Genomic DNA, 18,537 nt, shown 5'->3' on the forward strand with positions numbered 1-18,537 from the left:
TTACCAGTATATTTTTCAATAGTTTACTATGGGCGACTCTTAAAGCATCTTCAGCCTTCACCTCCTGATCTGGAAGTCAGTAGTTTTTTCATGAGACATTTATATTTATTTTTTAGTAATTTGAACCTCCGTCTTCATAGAATCTCTTGTTAAGATGACAGAATTTACTTTTCCATTACTGAAATCAAATTTTAATACGTTCGGATAATCTACAATTTTAAAAGTCCCATTTTTCAGATACTGTAATTCGTTCTCATTTTTTCCTTTAAAATATCCCAAGAATAGAGATTCAACATAGAGACGGTTATTCTTTTCTATTATTTTCGTTTCAGCTCCCTGCCCATAAAGAAAATCGTTATATGTTCCGATAAGTTGCTTTTTTAAACTCAAAGGAAGCTCCTGAATATCTTCATTGGATATTTTTTTATTCCAGTTCATTAATGTCAAAAGCTTTATGCGCGCTTCGTTCATCACAGGAATACGATTAGGCTTTTCACCATTCGCAAGAATTACAAAGCCATTTCCATCTTCCATAGTAGCAAAAATACTTCCCCCCACTCCAGTATTAGAACCATTGCACGTAAACCAATCATAGTTGTTGTAGGCGACAGACTTTTGCCATCCATATCCCCAACCTCCAACGGCATTTTTCAAAGCTGTGACTTCCGTTACTTTTTTGGCGACCTGATGAGAGATTACTTTGTTATTTTTATTGCGTAAAGCATTTTGTATCTCAATAGAAAGCTTGGCTAAATCTGTAGGGGTAGACCATACTCCTGATGCTCCAATCTGTGGTGTAATAGGCAAGCCTGTTTTTATCACTTTTCCATCTTTATCGTGAACAGAAGCAACATTTGTTGGAAATCCTTTTTCATTAGGCTGTATCATGGTGGTATTCGTCAAGCCAAGAGGCAAAAAAAGATGTTCTTGTGCCAGTTCTGCAATAGATTTATTCAAAGTATCTTCTAATGCCATTTGAACAATTACATATCCACCACCGCTGTATTCAAAGTTGGTTCCCGGCGTAAACAGGAACTCAATTTCCTTATCGTATCTTGGTATCTGCCCTAAAAGACTTTGTTTTATCGTCGGAATTACATCTCCCTCATAATAGTCTGAAAATCCACCTTGGTTGGTACCCGAAGTATGATTAAAAAACTGTTTCCAGGTTGGACTATTGCTTTCTGTAAATTTACTTTTGGGTAAATGCCATCTTTTTAAATATTTATCAATTGGCTCGTCCAGATTAATCAAGCCTTTTTCTTCAAGTATATGACAAAGAAGTGCGGTTATGGGCTTTGTAATTGATGCGGTAGAAAAAGCAGTATTTACATCTAATTTTTCTTTAGAATTCATTGATTTCACTCCTACCTGGCTGGAGTAAATAATCTTGTAATTTTCAAAAACAACAAGGCTAAATCCCGGAAGCTTATACTTTTCTAATTGTTCTTCAACTTTTAAACTATCTGTAAGAAAGCTATAATCTCTTTTTTCTGCGAAAACTTTTTTACTTGTCTGACAACTTGAAACCAGTACCATAAGGATTAGTAAGTAAAAGGTGCTTTTCATTGTATCGAATTTTGGTTAAAAATTTATTTCGATACAAAAATGTGGAAGACATTAAAGCTATGCGACCGAATAAAATTAATCGATCACATTTGTTCAAAAAAATAGGTGCGAATCTTTCAAAAAAAGGTACGAGTAATCACAAATTATTGAACTACACGCTTTTACGATAAAAAGTCGGCGTATTGCCGGTATGTTTTTTAAAAGCAGTATTAAAAGAAGATTTTGAATTAAAGCCAACTTCGTACAGAATTTCAAGGATGGTTACCTTACTTTTTGTATTGTCTTTTAAAATATTCATAGCACTCTCGATCCGATAGGTATTAACAAAATCATAAAAATGCTGTCCTAATTGATGATTGATTAAAAGAGACAGGTCCCGAACAGGAATTCCGGTCTCATTAGAAACATCCTGAATGGTCAGTGAAGAGTTAAGATAAGGTTTTCTCTCAACCATATATTTTTTCAAATTCAAGAGTTCTTCATTATATTCTCTTTCATGTTCTGGTGATTGTTCATTCTTTTTTTCTTCGGAAACAAGTTCAGAAACAAGCTTTAATTTGGAATCAATATTTCTAAAAAGACCCGGATTATTTAATGCCTTGAATAGATACCAACAGAAAATAAAGAGAGAAGATACCCAAAGTCCAATTTTGATCCATTCAGAAATCTGTGGATAATCAGAAAATTTAAAGATATTTTTTAAAAGAGCTACCGTATATAAAATGGTCAATACAATGGTAAACTGGAATAGCCAATTATAGGAGCTGATACTTTTCCCTGCATAATTTTCAAGATAGAGTTTCTTTGATTTTCTTAGCACTCTAAAAACAGCAATGATGTATATAACGATCTGAAGATGTATTAAAATATGAATGAACTGGAACTCTATCATATTTTGACGATTCTGAATAAAACTCATTTTCGATACTGCATCTACAGTATAAAAACGGGGCAACAAAACTAAATTAGCAATTAAAAAAGGAAGCAGATGAAGGAGATATTTCGGCTTTAACTTAAAATCAGAGTAGCAGACTGATATTATGTAGAGATAAAAGACAGGAATTTGCAGAAAAGCGAAAGAGCTCCTAAACATGCCCAGGTTTGATGGGCCATCAGTCATCATGTTAAACAAAGGCTCACTAATATCTATTGCATTTAACAGTAAAAAAACAGCAAACAAACAATTACTTGTTTTGTACTTTGTCTTAAGGGTAATCAGGAAAAATGCAAGAAACAGTGAAATGAATAAAGAGATTATATTCACAATAATTAATAAATTAATTTTATCCATTTCTTACTATTCTTTGTTTATTATTAGTTTTTTTTCAGACCTTTTATTATAATCTTTACAATCTCTTTAGATTTAAAATCCGACAGATGCAAATATAAAAATTAGATTGACATTTTCAGAGTTTTTTATTATGCAAAACAAGGTGTACTTGTGTCGTGCAGGGAAAAAGATCACCCAAGTCACTTTCGTAAAATATTCATTAAGTTCCATCATCAACCTACCACTCTATTTTACTTTGAGTTATGATTAATTTCTGAATTTTCATTAGGCATATTAATTTGTCGGAAAACTTTAGATCAGTAGAAATTTAATACTTAGATTTACTCAATAAACTGATCTCATCCCTACTATTGAAACCATGAAAAAAATTACATTAACAAGGTTTTTATCCATAATACTATGCTGTTTATTGTGGTCTACAGTTTTTTCCCAAACAAAATCTTACACTCCCGTCTCTAAAGAACTGTATCATACAATTATGGAGAAAGACAGCATACTTTTCAACGCGGCTAATAAAGGAGACATTGATCAACTTAAAACCTTTTTTACCAAAGACCTTGAATTCTTTCATGATGTTGGCGGTTTGGCAGGATATGAAGAGACTGTTGATAATTTTCGGAGAGTGGCTAAAAATTATTCGTACACCAGAAGAGCGCTTGTACCAGGCAGCGTGGAAGTATATCCTATTAAAGATTATGGGGCTATCCAATCAGGATTGCATCAGTTTTGTCGTTTAGAAAACGGAATTTTAACCCATTGTGGGACTTTCAAATTCGTTCACATATGGAAACTTACCGATGAGGGCTGGAAAATTTCAAGAGTAGTCAGTTATGGACATTAAAGAATATTCATTAAGCATTCTAACAAATCAACAGTAATCGGTATTCGCCGTCATTTTCAACGGGTGCGCGATGTATACAAGGCAAAACCTCCTGATCCGGATGATCTACAGTTAATCTCCAAAGATGTCCTAAACCCAAATTAACAGGCTTTGCATTTGGTTTAGGAGAGTAATGAAGATCAAAATAATATTCTTTCAAAAACGCTTCAAATTCCTCTTCTGTACCGTTGTGTAACTCTTTCAGTTTTTCCCGAATTTCCGGAATCAAAATCTTTTGCATTGCTTGATCATTAGGCAAGATATCACTTGCTGCACCATAGTAAGTACATAAAAAAGTATCAGTACTTACCGGTGAACGATCCACATGATAGGAATACACATCTGTTGAAATGAAATCAAACTCTTCATCTCTTTCATAGCTTTTAAGCAAATTAAGAGAGGGTAATGCTCCAAAATCGGTTAATGCCTGCAAATCATTTAAAATAACTTCCCGTGCAGCACTTCCACTTTCCGTTAGCTCTAGTTCTAAAAGGTCTTCAATGGAAATTTCTGTAACATTTTCTTTTAATTGAAGTTTAGACACAATTTCTTCAAAATCTCCATGTAAACTTCTATACCAACAAAGCGCATTGTTATTCCCATGAAAATCAGTATTTACCAGTTCTGAGAAACTGGAAACCATTTCAATTTGATTATTGTCAGCAAATGTATTGTCCATATTTAGAATAACAGTTTAGAAACTTATTCTCTGCAAAAATAAGAAATAGGCAAGAAGATAAGGCTAAGATTAAATTTGTTTTTCATTCATAACATGAGTTAGCCAAATCCGTATAGATATTATTATCCTTTTTTATTGCTGTATTTGTATCTTTTATAAGGCCTCGGGTTTGAGCAGTCCTCGAAACAATAAGTATTAACAGTTCTCTTAAAAACAAGTTCGCTTTACGGAAACCCATAAAATATACATTGAAAATACTTGTAAGTTTGGTAACAGAAAAACAATCTTAAAAAAACAAGATCCGGTAAGTTGTTTTAAGAAAAATGTATATTTGCCCCCTGTAATCAGGATAAAACTTAAGGAATACAAACGTGTTTAAAGAAAACAAAAGATTTTATTTTAGAATTGATACTGAGCCCAGTGAAGCGATTGAAGTTTTTGTGGGGCAAAATGCAGGAACTCAATTAAACAATGATATATTGAATGCAAAGGAGGAAGTTTTAATTATTTCCCCCTATATAGATGAAACAAAACTGGATGACCTCATCTCCTTAAAAAACAGAAATGTAAATGTAAGATTGGCGTTTAGTGATCTGCGACCAGAACAATACAAGGATATTCTCCGAAAGCTGATTCATCAGCATAAAGTAACTGATATAAAGAAAAAAGAGAAAAGAGAGAGTCAGAAAAACATGCTTTTCTTCTCCTCTATTGCATTATTTTGTCTGGGGATTTTTTCACTCATTTATTTCGGGATGCATGTGGTAGATGACCTGAAAGATTCTAATAATTTTCTGGCTATACTTGTTTCTCTTGGGTCTTTTTATGGATTTTATAAATGCTGGGAAATGAAAGCAGCCGTTGAAAAAACAGAGATCTACACCTATCATTATTCTGAAACTTTGAATTTCAAGTATGTACGAAATAGCCGATACGATAACAAATTCGTTCATTCAAAAATTTATGTGATAGACCGAAAAATTGCTTACCTCGGATCACTAAACTACACCAAAAGTGGTTTTACCACTAATTTTGAATCCCGTATCAGAATTACCCAAAGAGAAAAAGTGAATGAATTGGTTAATTTTGTTCACGACATTTTTGAAGATAACATTAACCTCAAAAAGCATGAACTTTTTTATCTTGGAAAGAAAATCTACAGTGAGGAAATGTATTAATGTATTAATGTATTAATGTATTAATGTATTAATGTATTAATGTATTAATGTATTAATGTATTATTTTATATCTATAAAAAACAGCAGTTTTCTTGAAGACTGCTGTTTTTTTAATCGTGTATTTTGAACTAAGAGAGATTACTTTTTCATTATTTTCTCTGTTATTGTTGCAGACTTTGTTTTAAGTTTGATATAGTAAACTCCTGTTGAAAGAGAGGATAATACTAATTGTTCCTGAGCCATACTTAAGGTTCCCTGCTTTACAGATTGCCCTGTAGCGCCATAAATTTCATAGGAAACCAAAGGCTCCTTGCTTTTAATATAAAGAACATCCTGCACAGGATTTGGATAAACCTCTATTCCTGCCTGAGAAGATGAAGTCTCTACTACTGAAAGACTGCAAGCAGACTTGGCATATTTTGCAAAAAAAGACTGGGATTTACCTCCTGTTACATTAACTGCCATAGTGTTTATACCATCATTAGCCTCTGTAAACAGCTCATTATGGAAAAAGCCCCCTAATAAATAATTACCATCCTTATCTACTGCAATGGCTGTAAATTCATCCTGGACCCCAAAGTTACTGCGAATCTCCTCCGCTCCTATAAATGCTCCGGTATCTTTGTTAAGACGAACCAATAAAGGATCTGAAAGGTCTGTATTAGGACGCGTCATAGAATAAGTGCCCCAAACATCATTCCAGCTACCCTTAGCAAATGCCACTTCATTTCCGTTAAGGGCAATCATTCCTTTCATAAAACGCTAACCAGTAAAGCTTGTTATCCCATCCGGGATTTTAGCCCATTTTACAACACCATCCGCAGTAAGCCTCATAATGAAAGGCACCTGTTCCTGGTAGTTGGGTAGGGGCAGTGTATACTCTCCGAAAGTGGCTGCAGTGGTACCCGCAAAATAACGTCCCGAAATATAGATATCTGAGGAGCTTGTATCTTTTATAATGGAATGAATTTCATCGTCTAAAATGGTAATTCCTGTATCAAACTCCTTTCTCCATAGCTCCGTTCCTGTAGCTCCGTTAAAGGCCAATAAGTAAGCATCTTTTGTAAACGGAATATTGTTATACGAGAGATTTGCCATGACATTGGTATAGTCTCCATACATTCGTTTTCCCGCCAAATAATAACGGTTCAGCCCTTCATCATACATCAGATTTACTTTTCCATCTGCAATACCTACACTTAAATCTCCTGTTATGGGCAACAATAATGGGGTTGCCGGTGTCATATTTCCATTATCATAATTGAATTTAACCAGATAATATTGATAGGATGAAGTATAGGAGGCTGGTACAGTAATTAATCCGTTTAGATGAGTCCCCGCTTTAAAGCCCAGAATAGCATGAATATTTTTGGAAGAATCCATATACATCATCTGTGTAACAGTCTGGCGCAAAGCTATGGTAACATCTCCCTGTAAAGGCTTGCTCCATGCCAGCTTGCCATCAGATGTATTAAACTTCAGCAGATGACTAGTTTTATTTCCAGCTTCCACGGTATTTTGATCAGTGGCAGTAATAAGAGGCATGGTATGAGTATCATCGAAATGTATAGGAACAGCATTTGGATCACCCACATTCGATTGATTTATAAAATAACCCATAATATATAATCCACCATTATTATCCACTTCTATGTTCCAGGCAAATTCATTGTATCCGCTACCGCCTATGGTTCTTGACCACCTTATATTCCCCTGACAATCAGTAGAAAAAAGAAGAAGATCACGGAGTCCATAGCTGGTAACGGGTACACCATTTAAATTTTGTCCTTGTGCCCATGTACTTGCTAAATAATAGGTGTTATTATTGTTATCTACAGCTATATCCCGTATGGATTCATCATACAGATAATCAAAAAATGCAGAATTTGAACCGGTTTGCCCTCCCGCTTGTTTTGCCCATTGCCATTGGTAATTCTGGCTAAAAGATAATACAGGAAGCATTAAAAATAAGATCCATAGTTTACTTTTAGATTGTATCATATAATTTCATTTAGTTATTACATATAATAAAAAGCAGTGCTCTCCGAAGAGAACACTGCCTGTTTAATAAGGTATTAATTTTTAATTAATTTGCCTTGTAATGAGGTATCTCCCGTTTGTACAATAACAATATAAGTACTCTGCAACCAGCTAGAAACGTCTACATCTACCTCACCGGAGGATGCTTTCAGTTCCTTACGGAATTTGACATTGCCCATAGCGTCAAAAACTGTAATCTGTTTTGCCAGCATTTTTTCATTGCCAGTATTATACGAGATTTTCACTTTTTCCTTTGCAGGATTTGGCATCATTTTTAAAGATGAAGCCGAAGTAACACCTACTACTCTTTCAGTTCTTGTTGGTGCAGATTTACCTATAACAGGAACCTGAGCAACAAATTTACAATCTTCTTGACCCATGAACAGAATATCATCACTTCCTCCAGGGAAGTTAGCATTTGGATAGAAAGCCAATGGGTTAGCATTCAAGTCATAAGTACCTCCTGCCGGAATTGTAATCATAGATGGCAGATACATTCCATATCCATTAAGACTGGAAACCGTAAGAGTAACCGGCTGGCTACCTCCATTGAATATGCTTCCGTGAACATTATAATGATCTTCATCCCATTTGAATGATACAATTTCAGCGCTCAGTCTGCAATCTATTTCTATTCCACATTCTTTACCTGGGAAATAGTTCATTGGTCCTGAAGTAAACAAACATCCGATATGTCCTATTTGCAGATTATAAGTTCCTGATGCATCAAAATACAACGGATGAATAACATCATTAGTTCCACTCTGGATAGGATTTCCGAAAAGTTGCCATTGATGAGAATCAAAAACACCTTTTGGACCTAGGATATAACGATCTTTACTTCTACACTCATCATAACAACCCGTAGGGAATATCCACATTAAGCTTTCAATACTTAATGGTACAATTACCTGACCAGATACCTTACAACCACTTGGCGCTGTATAGATTACTTCATATACTCCTCCCTCATTTACAGTTATAGACTGTCCTGTCATTCCATTACTCCAGTTGTAGTCTCCTACAGATGGTCCTGATGCTGTTAACTTGATTTCATATGGCTGACAGTTTTGCTTAGTATATGTTACAGTAGGCCATGCCGGTGGATTGCTAACTGTTACAGTAAAGCTTTTAGATGATGTACAACCCGTTGATCCTGCTGGACGTACTTCCAGGGTATAGGTATAAGTACCTGCTGACAATCCTGGTGTAGTATAGGTAATAGGATAAGGGTTTGAAGTCCAAGGTACTAATATTGTAGAACCTGTACTCCATTGATATTGCAATGTATTATCTGCTACAATACCATTCAGCGTTACTGAACTTCCTGCACAGATCGCTGATTTCCCAGATATGTTAACATATGGAGCACTTTTCAACGTTACTATTGCCGGAATATCACTCATACTATAGTCTTTACAACCTTCTGATGATACCAATACCGGCCAGTAGCTCCCTGACTGAGTTGGAGTGAAAGACATTGAATTTGGTGCTCCCGGCACAGGCTGAGAACCATTCATCCAGATATAACTATTTGGAAAGCCAAATAATGGATTGTGAACAATTGTCGGAGCACTTCCTACACAACCAACAAAATTACTTGGGGTAATAGAACCTCCGAAGTTTGCTTTAACTATAGTAATTGATCTGTTTGGAGAACTATAAATACAGCCTTGAGGCGTTTTAATTTCCAGTCTTATGGTTTTTGGACCGGCAGAATTAAATGTAATATTACTAGTTGCCCCTGAAGCTACATACGCAGTATTATCAAAATACCATGTATAAGTATTCGCCGGATCATATGATGGAGCAGTAAATGTATTTACCTCTCCTGCACATGCCCACGCCGGAACTAAAAAGTTTACGTTCGGAGTTGGCTTCAGTGTAATAGTCTGAGTTGTTGTACACGCTGGCAATTGTGGCTGCCCCGGTACAGACATTGTCATGGTAAAGGTATAAGTACCTGGCGCCAGATTAGTATAGGTAGCTGTCTGCCCATACTGAATTGGTTGCCCTGCTAAACTGAATGAGTACGAAATACTATTCGGATCTATGTTAAATATTGTAGATGTATTGTACAGAGTAAGATTATATCCATTTCCGTTACAAGTCTGACTAATATTAAATTTAGGCTCGTAGTTCTTTTGAATTTCTAAACTTGCACTGTACCAGCAAGAACCATATCTAAGACGTACAGAAACAATGTGCGCTCCCGCAAGATTAGTCTGAAATACAGGTGTGGTTGTTCCTTGCCCGGAAATCAAAGTAAGCACACTGTCTGAAACCCATTGAATTTCATCCGGCGGAATATTAGTACTAAATCCGCTTACAGTAATTGTATTACATCCTGACCATTTCGGAATAAACTTAATTTTAGGGGGAGCTGTACAACCCGTTCCTGTTCCACAAGACTGTATTACATTCACATTTTGTGAATAAACAATACAACCATTAATGTCCTTAGCTCTTACCCTGTATGTTCCGAATATAGGACCACCAGAGATCGTGTATGAATTGGTGTTAGCTAACGGTATATTTACACCGTCATGCTGCCACTGCCATTCAACAATATTAGTAAGTCCCGTAGAACTGTTGGCCGTTAATTGATAAGAAAAGAAAGTTGGATCACAAACGGCAATATTATACACCGGTGAAATGGTGATAATTGTTTCCGGAAGTATTTCAAAGATCGCTATTCCGGTAGGTTTATAAACACATCCGTTAGTTCCTGTATAGGTTACGGTAACCGTTTGAGAAACATTGCTTCCTGAATTATTCTGAATATACCCATTATTTGGGAAAGTATAAACTCCAGATGCATTGAAATTTGCTGGATGTGTAGTTCCATTAGCAAAAGTGAAAGTTACACCAGTTGCTGAAGTAATTGTTCCCTGATTAACCGTGAAAGTAAGATCAGAACCTAAACAAATTTTCCCAACATTCGTAAAGCTTACCACAGGAAGGGTTAGTTTTGTGATCGGAATGCTTAGTATTTTTGTAACTCCACATTTTACTATTTTCAAATTCAGAGAAGTCGTATTTACTCCGCCAGAAATTTCGTTCAGGTTTACAGTAAGATTACTGCTACCTTGTCCTGCTGCAAAACTTCCGAAGTTAGGATGCCCAAAGCTCCATTCCATGAAATCAGGAACAATACCGTTCAGGTTTGCACTGAAATTTTGTGTACTACTCGGGCAGAAAGGTCCTGGATTCGGGTTAATAGTAATAGAATCAAGATCTATTAATTTTACTTTCTTTGATATTGGATTAGAAAGACAACCCGCTGGGCTTTCTGTTTTATAACGAACAGATACCGTATAAGATGAAGCTCCGGCATTAAATATAACCGTTACAGAGTATCCGGTATTACTTCCCTGAATAGTACCATTGGTAACTTCCCATACAGGAATCAGTCCTGCCGGCACAAACCCTAGCGTATAAACATATGGTCTTCCGGAACATACAAGATCATCTCCAACGATAGGTCCTGTAGGTGGTTTTGGAATTGATGTCGCCTTAATCAGTCTTGGCTTACTTACACAACCTCCTCCTTGTCTAACTGCAGTAACTACATACGAGCCTACATTTGGGAAGTCATAGGTAAAAGGTGCTGTTCCGCCAGGTTGTGGTACAGACAATGCCACCCCATTTAAAGTTACTGTCCAAACAACAGGTACATTAGGTGTCACTGTAAATGTCTGCATTGTTCCTCTACAGATTTCATCTGTTCCTCCACTTATCACTACAGGTTCTTCTACGGTGATCGTTTTCATTCCTTCACCACCACATAGTAATAAAGTATTAGAATATTTAGCACTAAGTGTATAAACACCCGGCTGTGATGCTTTGAAAAGAACCTCATTTCTTTGTTGGTTGTATGTCAATTGAGCATTTCCAGGCCCTGTTACATTCCAATCAACCTTAGTAGTTGGCCATTGAGGGATTGCATACTTGTACTGAGTATCAGCACACACTACAGGCTCTCCCTGAATTTCTACCTTCTTTAAAATTACTGGAATTTTAATGGTAGTCCACTCCGGACAAGAGCAAGCAGATTTGTACATTACATATCCAAAGCCTTCCTTAGGATCTACCTGATCCCATCTTACTTCAATTTCATTACCATGCTGGTTTATAAGTGTTCCTCCACTTACGTCCCATTCTCCTTTCTCACATCCATCCTGTACGCTATATTTTTCAACGCTACCCTCACATACTACGGAAGCACAGTTGATCTGAACAGGTGGAGCTTCCAGGATCTCGACATCTCTTTCGAAAGTGTTAGAGCAGCCACACTTATTGGTTACCGTCAGTTTTATGTGCTTTACTCCAGCTGTGTTATAGGAGTGAGACGGTTCAAAGGCTGTAGAAGTTGTATTATCCCCAAAATCCCAGAAATAATTGATAATATCCGCCCCTCCATTCTGTTGGGAAAGATTATCAAAATAGATTAAGGTATTTTTACATGCAGTCTTTTCCAGATTCATTAATCTGAACTCAGCAATTGGTGAATTCATTTTTTCGATACACACTGTCTGAGTTTCAGTAGTTCCGTTGCCAAATGTAATGACTGCCTGTACAGAACCTCCTCCTACACTTCCCCAGGTAATATAGCCCTCGATATTTCCTGCTCCGGATGTACCTGCCACCGTTCCTCCGGAAGCAGTCCATTGCACATTGGAAATATTGGTTCCGTTCACTGTATATTTTACAGTACTTCCTTCACAAACACGGACACAATCGCCGGGTTTAATGCTTGGAGAACCAATTGCATTATCGTCTTCTCCTTTTTCTCCTCGGAATTCTTGGCATCCAACTTGGGAATCCCATGTAAGGTGGGTTAACGTTTGTGCCTGTAGTCCCCACGGTACTAAAAGCCAACACAGTAGTAGCCATCTAAAGATGTGCTGCCTACCAAAATAAATGGTGTTTTTCATGGTTATTAAAAATGTATTAATTTTCGTTTGGAAATTAATAAAAAAAATAACACAAAAATCATTTAATAGTGAAAAAGATATAGGTTTTACACACTAAACATCAACAATATACCAATATTCATGTTTATATGTTATTTCACGCACTTTATAGTTATCTGTAATGATCAATTTATTTTTCATTTCCGAATAAAATCAATGTATTTTTTTTGTTTTTAGGTGTATTTTGTAGGAAAAATTTAACCAAAAAGACGCATAAAAATGTTAAATTGAAACCATTAAAAGAAAAATGTTATAAAATTTTAATAAAAAAAGTGAAAAAATTCACTTCAATTATGAAATAGAACTATTGCAATGATAATCTACCCGGCATGGTAAAAAAGAGAATTGAAAAACCTGTTTAAGAATAAGATTAGATCGTAAGGGAAGTTAAAATTCAAAAAAAGGTGTTCTATTTTAAAATTAAGAATATAATCCTGGAAATCTATTATTACTAATAATTTACTTGAAAAATTTCTCTGAATAAGCATAAGTAAACCTTGAAACCTGATATGGAAAGGTTTCATACAAAGAATTGCCTTCATTGAATGAGATTCCTTTTTCAAAACCTTCCTTTGATTCCAAAAATAAAGCCTTGGCTTCTTCTCCTTTGTTTTGTTTGGATAAAGATAAAGCTTTATAATATTTTGCATCAGCAAAACCCTTATAGTGCTTCAATGAAATATCAAAGTATTCTATTGCCTTTGAATAGTTTCCTGTCTCATATTCTATGACTCCTGAATAAAACATTTCATACGGATTTACCACATTATACTTTCTTCCAAAAGAGACCGCTTTTTCCATAAACTGCCTGGACAAATCAAACTGATTCAGTTGCAGGTAGCAGAGTCCCATCCAAAATCCATAGGGATGATCCATCACAACACCATTCTCATTTTCCTTAGACAATTCCTTAAATTCATTTAAGGCACTCGTATAATCTTTCTGAAACAAACACTTTATAAATGCACGATACTCTTTGTAATGATTGGTTTTATCCAACTCCACAGCTTTGTTAAGATACATCATCCCCAGTTCATACTTTTTTTGCTTGAATAAAGGCATTGCTTTTTGCTGCCAGAAAAAAGCTTCCTTAGGCAAAATAACAAGAATAGAATCCAGATATTGCTGGTGCTGAACAGAAAAAATAGAAACCCTGGAATCTTCCCTGATCAGATTCAGGAAGACTTTCTTTTGTGCATCATTCAAATCCTTTGTCATGGTACTACTTTGTGAAAACATAATTATCGGAAAGAAAGAAAGCAAAAAGAGGATTCTCATATCGGGTTTTTTTCAGCAAATTTCTTATACGTAAAGTTATAGGGATGATCCTTGAAATCATAGGATTGATAAAATTCTTTATACTTATTCTTCATTTCCAGCAATTTATTTTTCATCTCTGTAAAAATAAGCATTCCGTATTCATAAAATATATTTTCATCTTTCCCAAATAAATGTTCCAGTAACAATAAGTCATTCTGACACTTAAGAATGTATATGGAAATCCTGCCTAGCACCTCATGCTCCTGTCTGGGATTTAACTTTACATTTGAATACAGCTTATCTAGATTATCAAATATAAAATAATAAGTAAACAATGCATGTACTACTACCTCCAGCGTTCTGGTTTCTACAACATCAATATTCTTACCTATTAATAATTCCTGTAGTGATGTTTCCTTATCAATTTTAAAGAAATTATCATTCTCAAAAAGTATATTGGTTAAAATAACGTGGGCAGACTGATGGGAAATATCATCAATAAAGAATATTTCATCATAATCTTCCTGATAAGAGTTATAGAAAGTAAGCCCGTGAGCGTACTTATGAGAAAAGGAATTCTTATTCATAAAATCAGTATTGAAAACCACACACTTAAAAGCAAATCTTTCAAGCAGTTCAAAGCATTCTGGATTATATTTTTTAATAAATTGATAGGCTTTCGCAAGGTTTCTTCTCTGCTGCTGTGTTACCGTACTAATTTCAACAGACACTACCTGAGAATCTGCATCCGTGAAAAGAGGTTCCAGAAAAGGTAATGGATATTTCAGAAGCTCAATTTTAGTACCATCCAGATATTCAACACCCTCATAAACACTTTCAATTTTGTCACCGTTTAGGAAAACTTCGTAATGAGGTTTACGGATTGTTATCTCTTCAGAAATGCAGTTGGTGGTAAACCATCCTTTTTGTGGAATATAAAACCTACCATAAGCATCCGTTTTTAGTTTCAAATCCTGCGTATCACAATAAGGAAACAGTACTGAATCCAGATTGGTAAATTCTTCAACATTAAAATAAGTAAATAAAAATGGCTCTTTATAGATTGAATCATTCTCAAAATCAATAATTTCAAAAATGTCTCCATTGTCATTATAAAGCAAAAACTTTATTGCTTCAAGCATTTTTTGATTTCCTTCTGATGCTAATCTTTCTATTAATGCTATCATCTTTATTTATTATTTTACTGTTTATGTAAAACAAAGGACTGTTTTCACAGTCCTTGTTATTTAGTTTTGTCCTTTTAATTCATCATTAATTACTGCACGAATTTTATCTTCCAATGTCGGACAACCATGGCAGTCATCTGGTCCTGCAAGCCCTCCTTTAATAGTTGATAAAACTTTTTTTCCATCCATAGACTCTGCTCTTTTCTTAAAGTCGTCTAGTGTTAATTTTTTCATTGTAATTGTTTTTAAAAAATTCCTACTCTATAAGCTTTTCGGTTTCCGCTAACAAAATTGTTGTTTCAAATATAGATGAGTAAGTACTTTTATCAAACAAGAGTATGTATGAATTTATAAATCCATATAAAACAAAACAGTTAAAATAATGGAAAACAGCACATTACAAAACAAAAATAAAATTTAATTAAAAGAGATTAATCATGAAAAATTAAATATAAATCCCATATTTATCAAAATACCGTGAGTAAAATAAGATAAGAATTGTACTAAAGACACGAAAATAGATTTTAGGTTTATGTTTAATTCCATAATACAATGAAAAACATAGGGATATTAAAAATAAAAAACTCATTATATCCTGAAAAGAAATAAGAAAATTTAAAATTGTGATAATAATTTTTGTGCAACGATATGCTTTTCTCTCAGGTTAAAATGTAAAACTGCTTTCAGTATCTGGAGATAAATTCAGAATTATTTACTTTATATAATAAAAAGAACTTATTTTGCGTAAAAAACCAAGCACGGGTACAATGCCTAAATATTTTAAGGAAATTATAATAACTTTAGTGGTAGTACTTTCGCGATTGCCTTTTATTTTCAATAGCCTAGGTTCTGACTTAGATGCCTGGAGAGAAGTCTATACCGGAAAAATATGGAGCGAAGAACATATTTACAATGTTTCACGATTTCCCGGATATCCGTTTTCAGAGTTTATCTTTTCATTAATATATAACTGTCCTTATTGGTGCATCAATTTACTTTCTGTCTTCTTTACCGTTGGCTGCTGCCTCTGTTTTTTCAGAATCCTGGAATTCTTTAAAATAAAGCTTTCCTTTCTCATATCTCTTGTACTCTCCTTTACACCAATTATCTATATTAATAGCACGGTGGCAATGGAATACAATTGGTCATTGTTTTTTTTACTCGCCTCTGTTTACTCTATTCTGAACAAAAAACTCTGGGTGGCCTCAATATTTTTCGGTTTGATTGTAAGTACTAGATTTAACAACATCATTTTTCTACCTGCTTTTTTCTTTCTCACGTACTATTTTACAGGAAAAGACATTAAGAAAGTCATTCGGTTTTCAATGCTTACTCTACTTTTCACATTCATTTTCTTTTTACCTGTTATTCTGAAATATGGAATTCATTTTTTGCAAAGTTCCGGAGCTTCGGAAGTTTCCTACCCTACTTTACTAAGTTTAGGAACACTGCATGTATATGGAGCTTTGGGAATATCGGCAATCTTCTTGGCCTTGATCATACAGCTTTTAAAGGGTGGCTTTCAAAAGACAGACCTGCACAAGGATCACTTTATGCTATTCTGTATCATAATAATACTATCCAATCTGATTTTCTTTATAAAATACCCATTAGAAGCAGGATATTTAACCCCCTCAATACCTTTTGTACTTATTCTTTTACAAAAAATACTCGATCAGAAGCTCATAAAGATTGTATTATACGGATTACTTATCTCTCCCTTTTTAATTCATATCAATACAAAAAAAGTTGATATTAAAGGAATTATATTCGTAAATGAGGGTTATGAAGATCAGGAATTAGAATATTGCAAGAACTTGATCAAAAAAATAGAAATACTTTCCCAAGATACACCAAGGATCTTTCATGTAGGAAATCTTTCTGAGCAGATTTTACTGATGAGTAATTTTGAAAAGAACTGCACAATAAAGATCGTTAAAAAACTTGCTCAAGAAGACAAAAATGCCATTATCAATAAAAAACACACTCTTTATTATATCAATACCGTAGATGGTAAAATAGAAAATGACAAAACCCATATGCTAGACCAACACGGTATATTGTTCTACAAGGATTTTGAATTAGTGAAATAAACTTCAAGGTAAGAAGAATGACCAACAAAAAATGAAATATCTTATCTTTGTTTTTCGAGGCTTATCATTAAACTTTTATTCGAAAATATTCTACATGAAAAAAAATAGCTTTTTATTTTCTGCAAAAGGAATCCTTATTGCAGGGGTTTTATCTCTAAACACAGTAATGTATGCACAGAAAACGGCAGATATTTCAACAATTTCAGAAAAAACCTTAAGCAGTATTCTGGAAAAAAACAGAACATATTATGCACAAGGTAAAGTTGCCGACTATATTCCTGAGTTGGGAAAGATGGATGCTAAAGCCATTGCTTTTTCCGTAGTAGATAAAAACGGTAAGGTCTTTAATTCTGGTGATGTTCAAAAGAAATTCACCATGCAGAGTATCTCCAAGATCATTGCATTAATGGTTGCCGTAAATGAAAAAGGTGAAGCCAATGTTTTCGACAAAATGGGCTATTTTGGATCTGACAGACCTTTTAATCACTTTTCAAACCTTGAAACAACGGGAAAGCCACTTAACCCGATGATGAACGCGGGAGCTATCCTTACGACTTCCCTGATATCCGGAGACGGAGAAAAACCTTTCCTTAAAATTCTGGATATGGTTCGATATATTACCAAGAACTCGACCATTGATTACAGTAAATCCGTTTATGAGTCCGAAAAATCAACAGGACATCGTAACCGCGGAATGTTCTATCTGATGAAAAATAATGGACTCATCTCTGGAAATGAAGACCAGCTGGATAATTATTTTAAGCAATGTTCCATTGAACTAACAGCAGAGGATCTGGCTAAAATTGGCTATTTCTTTGCCAATCAATGTGTACGTTATGATGGAAACTCCACCTATAAAAATGCAGAAATTGCCAAACTGATAGAATCACAAATGCTGACTGCAGGGATGTATGAATTCAGTGGAGAATATTCAAGAACAGTAGGTCTACCAAGCAAATCTGGAGTTGGCGGAGGAATTACAGTAAGTGTTCCCGGGAAAATGGGTATTGGGGTATTCAGCCCGGCCTTAGATCAACATGGAAATTCACTAGCGGGATATCACATGATTTTAGATCTTGTGAAACAGTATAATCTGAGTATTTTTTAATTTTATCAGAGACTTTCTCTTCAATATAGATCAAAGTAAATTCAATACAGAAAGGTTAGCTCATTTGGATAAACCAACTTATCTGTATCAACCCCATATTACGATTATTTTTTAACGTTTTTTATAAATTAAAGCAGCTTTTCGCTGCTTTTTTTATGTTTATATTTCATATTTCCGTTATAAATTCGATACCCTTTCATAAAGTTACCCCCTTTTTAATTTACTTACACACCAAGATAAGTCTACAACAAGAAAGTGAAATAATTCCCACAATGG

At 34.7% G+C, this 18,537-nt stretch carries 13 protein-coding genes; 4 read left to right on the forward strand and 9 right to left on the reverse strand.

What is annotated here, in order from left to right; translation table 11 throughout:
• Positions 1–105: 105 nt before the first annotated feature.
• On the reverse strand, positions 106–1,569 hold the full coding sequence (locus EG359_RS07465) for a serine hydrolase domain-containing protein (protein ID WP_076352246.1): 1,464 nt from the start codon (positions 1,567–1,569) through the stop codon (positions 106–108).
• 151 nt (positions 1,570–1,720) lie between these two features.
• Positions 1,721–2,461: a helix-turn-helix domain-containing protein gene (locus EG359_RS07470; protein ID WP_228434933.1), complete on the reverse strand. Its 741-nt coding sequence runs from the start codon at positions 2,459–2,461 to the stop codon at positions 1,721–1,723.
• A 757-nt stretch (positions 2,462–3,218) separates the two neighbouring features.
• Between EG359_RS07470 and EG359_RS07475 the strand changes: the two genes are divergently transcribed.
• On the forward strand, positions 3,219–3,701 hold the full coding sequence (locus EG359_RS07475; RefSeq protein WP_076352248.1) for a nuclear transport factor 2 family protein: 483 nt from the start codon (positions 3,219–3,221) through the stop codon (positions 3,699–3,701).
• A gap of 19 nt (positions 3,702–3,720) precedes the next feature.
• On the opposite strand, the gene EG359_RS07480 is transcribed toward EG359_RS07475, so the two are convergent.
• Complete coding sequence (locus tag EG359_RS07480) at positions 3,721–4,419, reverse strand: DUF1826 domain-containing protein (protein WP_076352249.1); 699 nt, start codon at positions 4,417–4,419, stop codon at positions 3,721–3,723.
• Between the two features lie 371 nt (positions 4,420–4,790).
• Here EG359_RS07480 and EG359_RS07485 point away from each other — a divergent pair, with 371 nt between their 5' ends.
• A complete protein-coding gene (locus EG359_RS07485) occupies positions 4,791–5,597 on the forward strand; it encodes a phospholipase D-like domain-containing protein (RefSeq protein WP_084180316.1) in 807 nt (268 codons plus the stop codon).
• 138 nt (positions 5,598–5,735) lie between these two features.
• On the opposite strand, the gene EG359_RS07490 is transcribed toward EG359_RS07485, so the two are convergent.
• The 6 genes from EG359_RS07490 to EG359_RS22410 all read right to left on the reverse strand — a co-directional run bounded on the left by EG359_RS07490 (position 5,736) and on the right by EG359_RS22410 (position 15,294).
• Positions 5,736–6,353: a T9SS type A sorting domain-containing protein gene (locus tag EG359_RS07490; protein WP_076352250.1), complete on the reverse strand. Its 618-nt coding sequence runs from the start codon at positions 6,351–6,353 to the stop codon at positions 5,736–5,738.
• A 6-nt stretch (positions 6,354–6,359) separates the two neighbouring features.
• Complete coding sequence (locus EG359_RS07495; RefSeq protein ID WP_123867302.1) at positions 6,360–7,598, reverse strand: hypothetical protein; 1,239 nt, start codon at positions 7,596–7,598, stop codon at positions 6,360–6,362.
• A 74-nt stretch (positions 7,599–7,672) separates the two neighbouring features.
• Positions 7,673–12,574, reverse strand: coding sequence for a PKD domain-containing protein (locus tag EG359_RS07500; protein ID WP_076352252.1), 4,902 nt, complete (start codon positions 12,572–12,574; stop codon positions 7,673–7,675).
• 498 nt (positions 12,575–13,072) lie between these two features.
• The gene (locus EG359_RS07505) at positions 13,073–13,891 is read right to left on the reverse strand and encodes a tetratricopeptide repeat protein (protein WP_076352253.1); all 819 of its coding nucleotides are present in this window, start codon (positions 13,889–13,891) and stop codon (positions 13,073–13,075) included.
• The gene (locus tag EG359_RS07510) at positions 13,888–15,060 is read right to left on the reverse strand and encodes a hypothetical protein (protein WP_076352254.1); all 1,173 of its coding nucleotides are present in this window, start codon (positions 15,058–15,060) and stop codon (positions 13,888–13,890) included. Before EG359_RS07510 ends, EG359_RS07505 begins: the two co-directional genes overlap by 4 nt.
• A 60-nt stretch (positions 15,061–15,120) precedes the next feature.
• Complete coding sequence (locus tag EG359_RS22410; RefSeq protein ID WP_162926079.1) at positions 15,121–15,294, reverse strand: hypothetical protein; 174 nt, start codon at positions 15,292–15,294, stop codon at positions 15,121–15,123.
• A 506-nt stretch (positions 15,295–15,800) separates the two neighbouring features.
• Between EG359_RS22410 and EG359_RS07515 the strand changes: the two genes are divergently transcribed.
• On the forward strand, positions 15,801–17,153 hold the full coding sequence (locus EG359_RS07515) for a hypothetical protein (protein ID WP_164463051.1): 1,353 nt from the start codon (positions 15,801–15,803) through the stop codon (positions 17,151–17,153).
• 94 nt (positions 17,154–17,247) lie between these two features.
• Positions 17,248–18,261 (forward strand): glutaminase A, encoded by a 1,014-nt coding sequence (gene glsA / locus EG359_RS07520; protein WP_076352256.1) that lies wholly within the window; start codon positions 17,248–17,250, stop codon positions 18,259–18,261.
• Positions 18,262–18,537: the final 276 nt, after the last annotated feature.

The sequence above is a fragment of the Chryseobacterium joostei genome (genome assembly GCF_003815775.1).
In the GTDB taxonomy this organism is placed as follows: Bacteria; Bacteroidota; Bacteroidia; order Flavobacteriales; family Weeksellaceae; genus Chryseobacterium; species Chryseobacterium joostei.

Coding starts and splice junctions, on each gene's coding strand:
- EG359_RS07465 (WP_076352246.1), bottom strand. CDS start 1,569: ATGAAAAGCACCTTTTACTTACTAATCCTTATGGTACTGGTTTCAAGT.
- EG359_RS07470 (WP_228434933.1), bottom strand. CDS start 2,461: ATGATAGAGTTCCAGTTCATTCATATTTTAATACATCTTCAGATCGTT.
- EG359_RS07475 (WP_076352248.1), top strand. CDS start 3,219: ATGAAAAAAATTACATTAACAAGGTTTTTATCCATAATACTATGCTGT.
- EG359_RS07480 (WP_076352249.1), bottom strand. CDS start 4,419: ATGGACAATACATTTGCTGACAATAATCAAATTGAAATGGTTTCCAGT.
- EG359_RS07490 (WP_076352250.1), bottom strand. CDS start 6,353: ATGAAAGGAATGATTGCCCTTAACGGAAATGAAGTGGCATTTGCTAAG.
- EG359_RS07495 (WP_123867302.1), bottom strand. CDS start 7,598: ATGATACAATCTAAAAGTAAACTATGGATCTTATTTTTAATGCTTCCT.
- EG359_RS07500 (WP_076352252.1), bottom strand. CDS start 12,574: ATGAAAAACACCATTTATTTTGGTAGGCAGCACATCTTTAGATGGCTA.
- EG359_RS07505 (WP_076352253.1), bottom strand. CDS start 13,891: ATGAGAATCCTCTTTTTGCTTTCTTTCTTTCCGATAATTATGTTTTCA.
- EG359_RS07510 (WP_076352254.1), bottom strand. CDS start 15,060: ATGATAGCATTAATAGAAAGATTAGCATCAGAAGGAAATCAAAAAATG.
- EG359_RS22410 (WP_162926079.1), bottom strand. CDS start 15,294: ATGAAAAAATTAACACTAGACGACTTTAAGAAAAGAGCAGAGTCTATG.
- glsA (WP_076352256.1), top strand. CDS start 17,248: ATGAAAAAAAATAGCTTTTTATTTTCTGCAAAAGGAATCCTTATTGCA.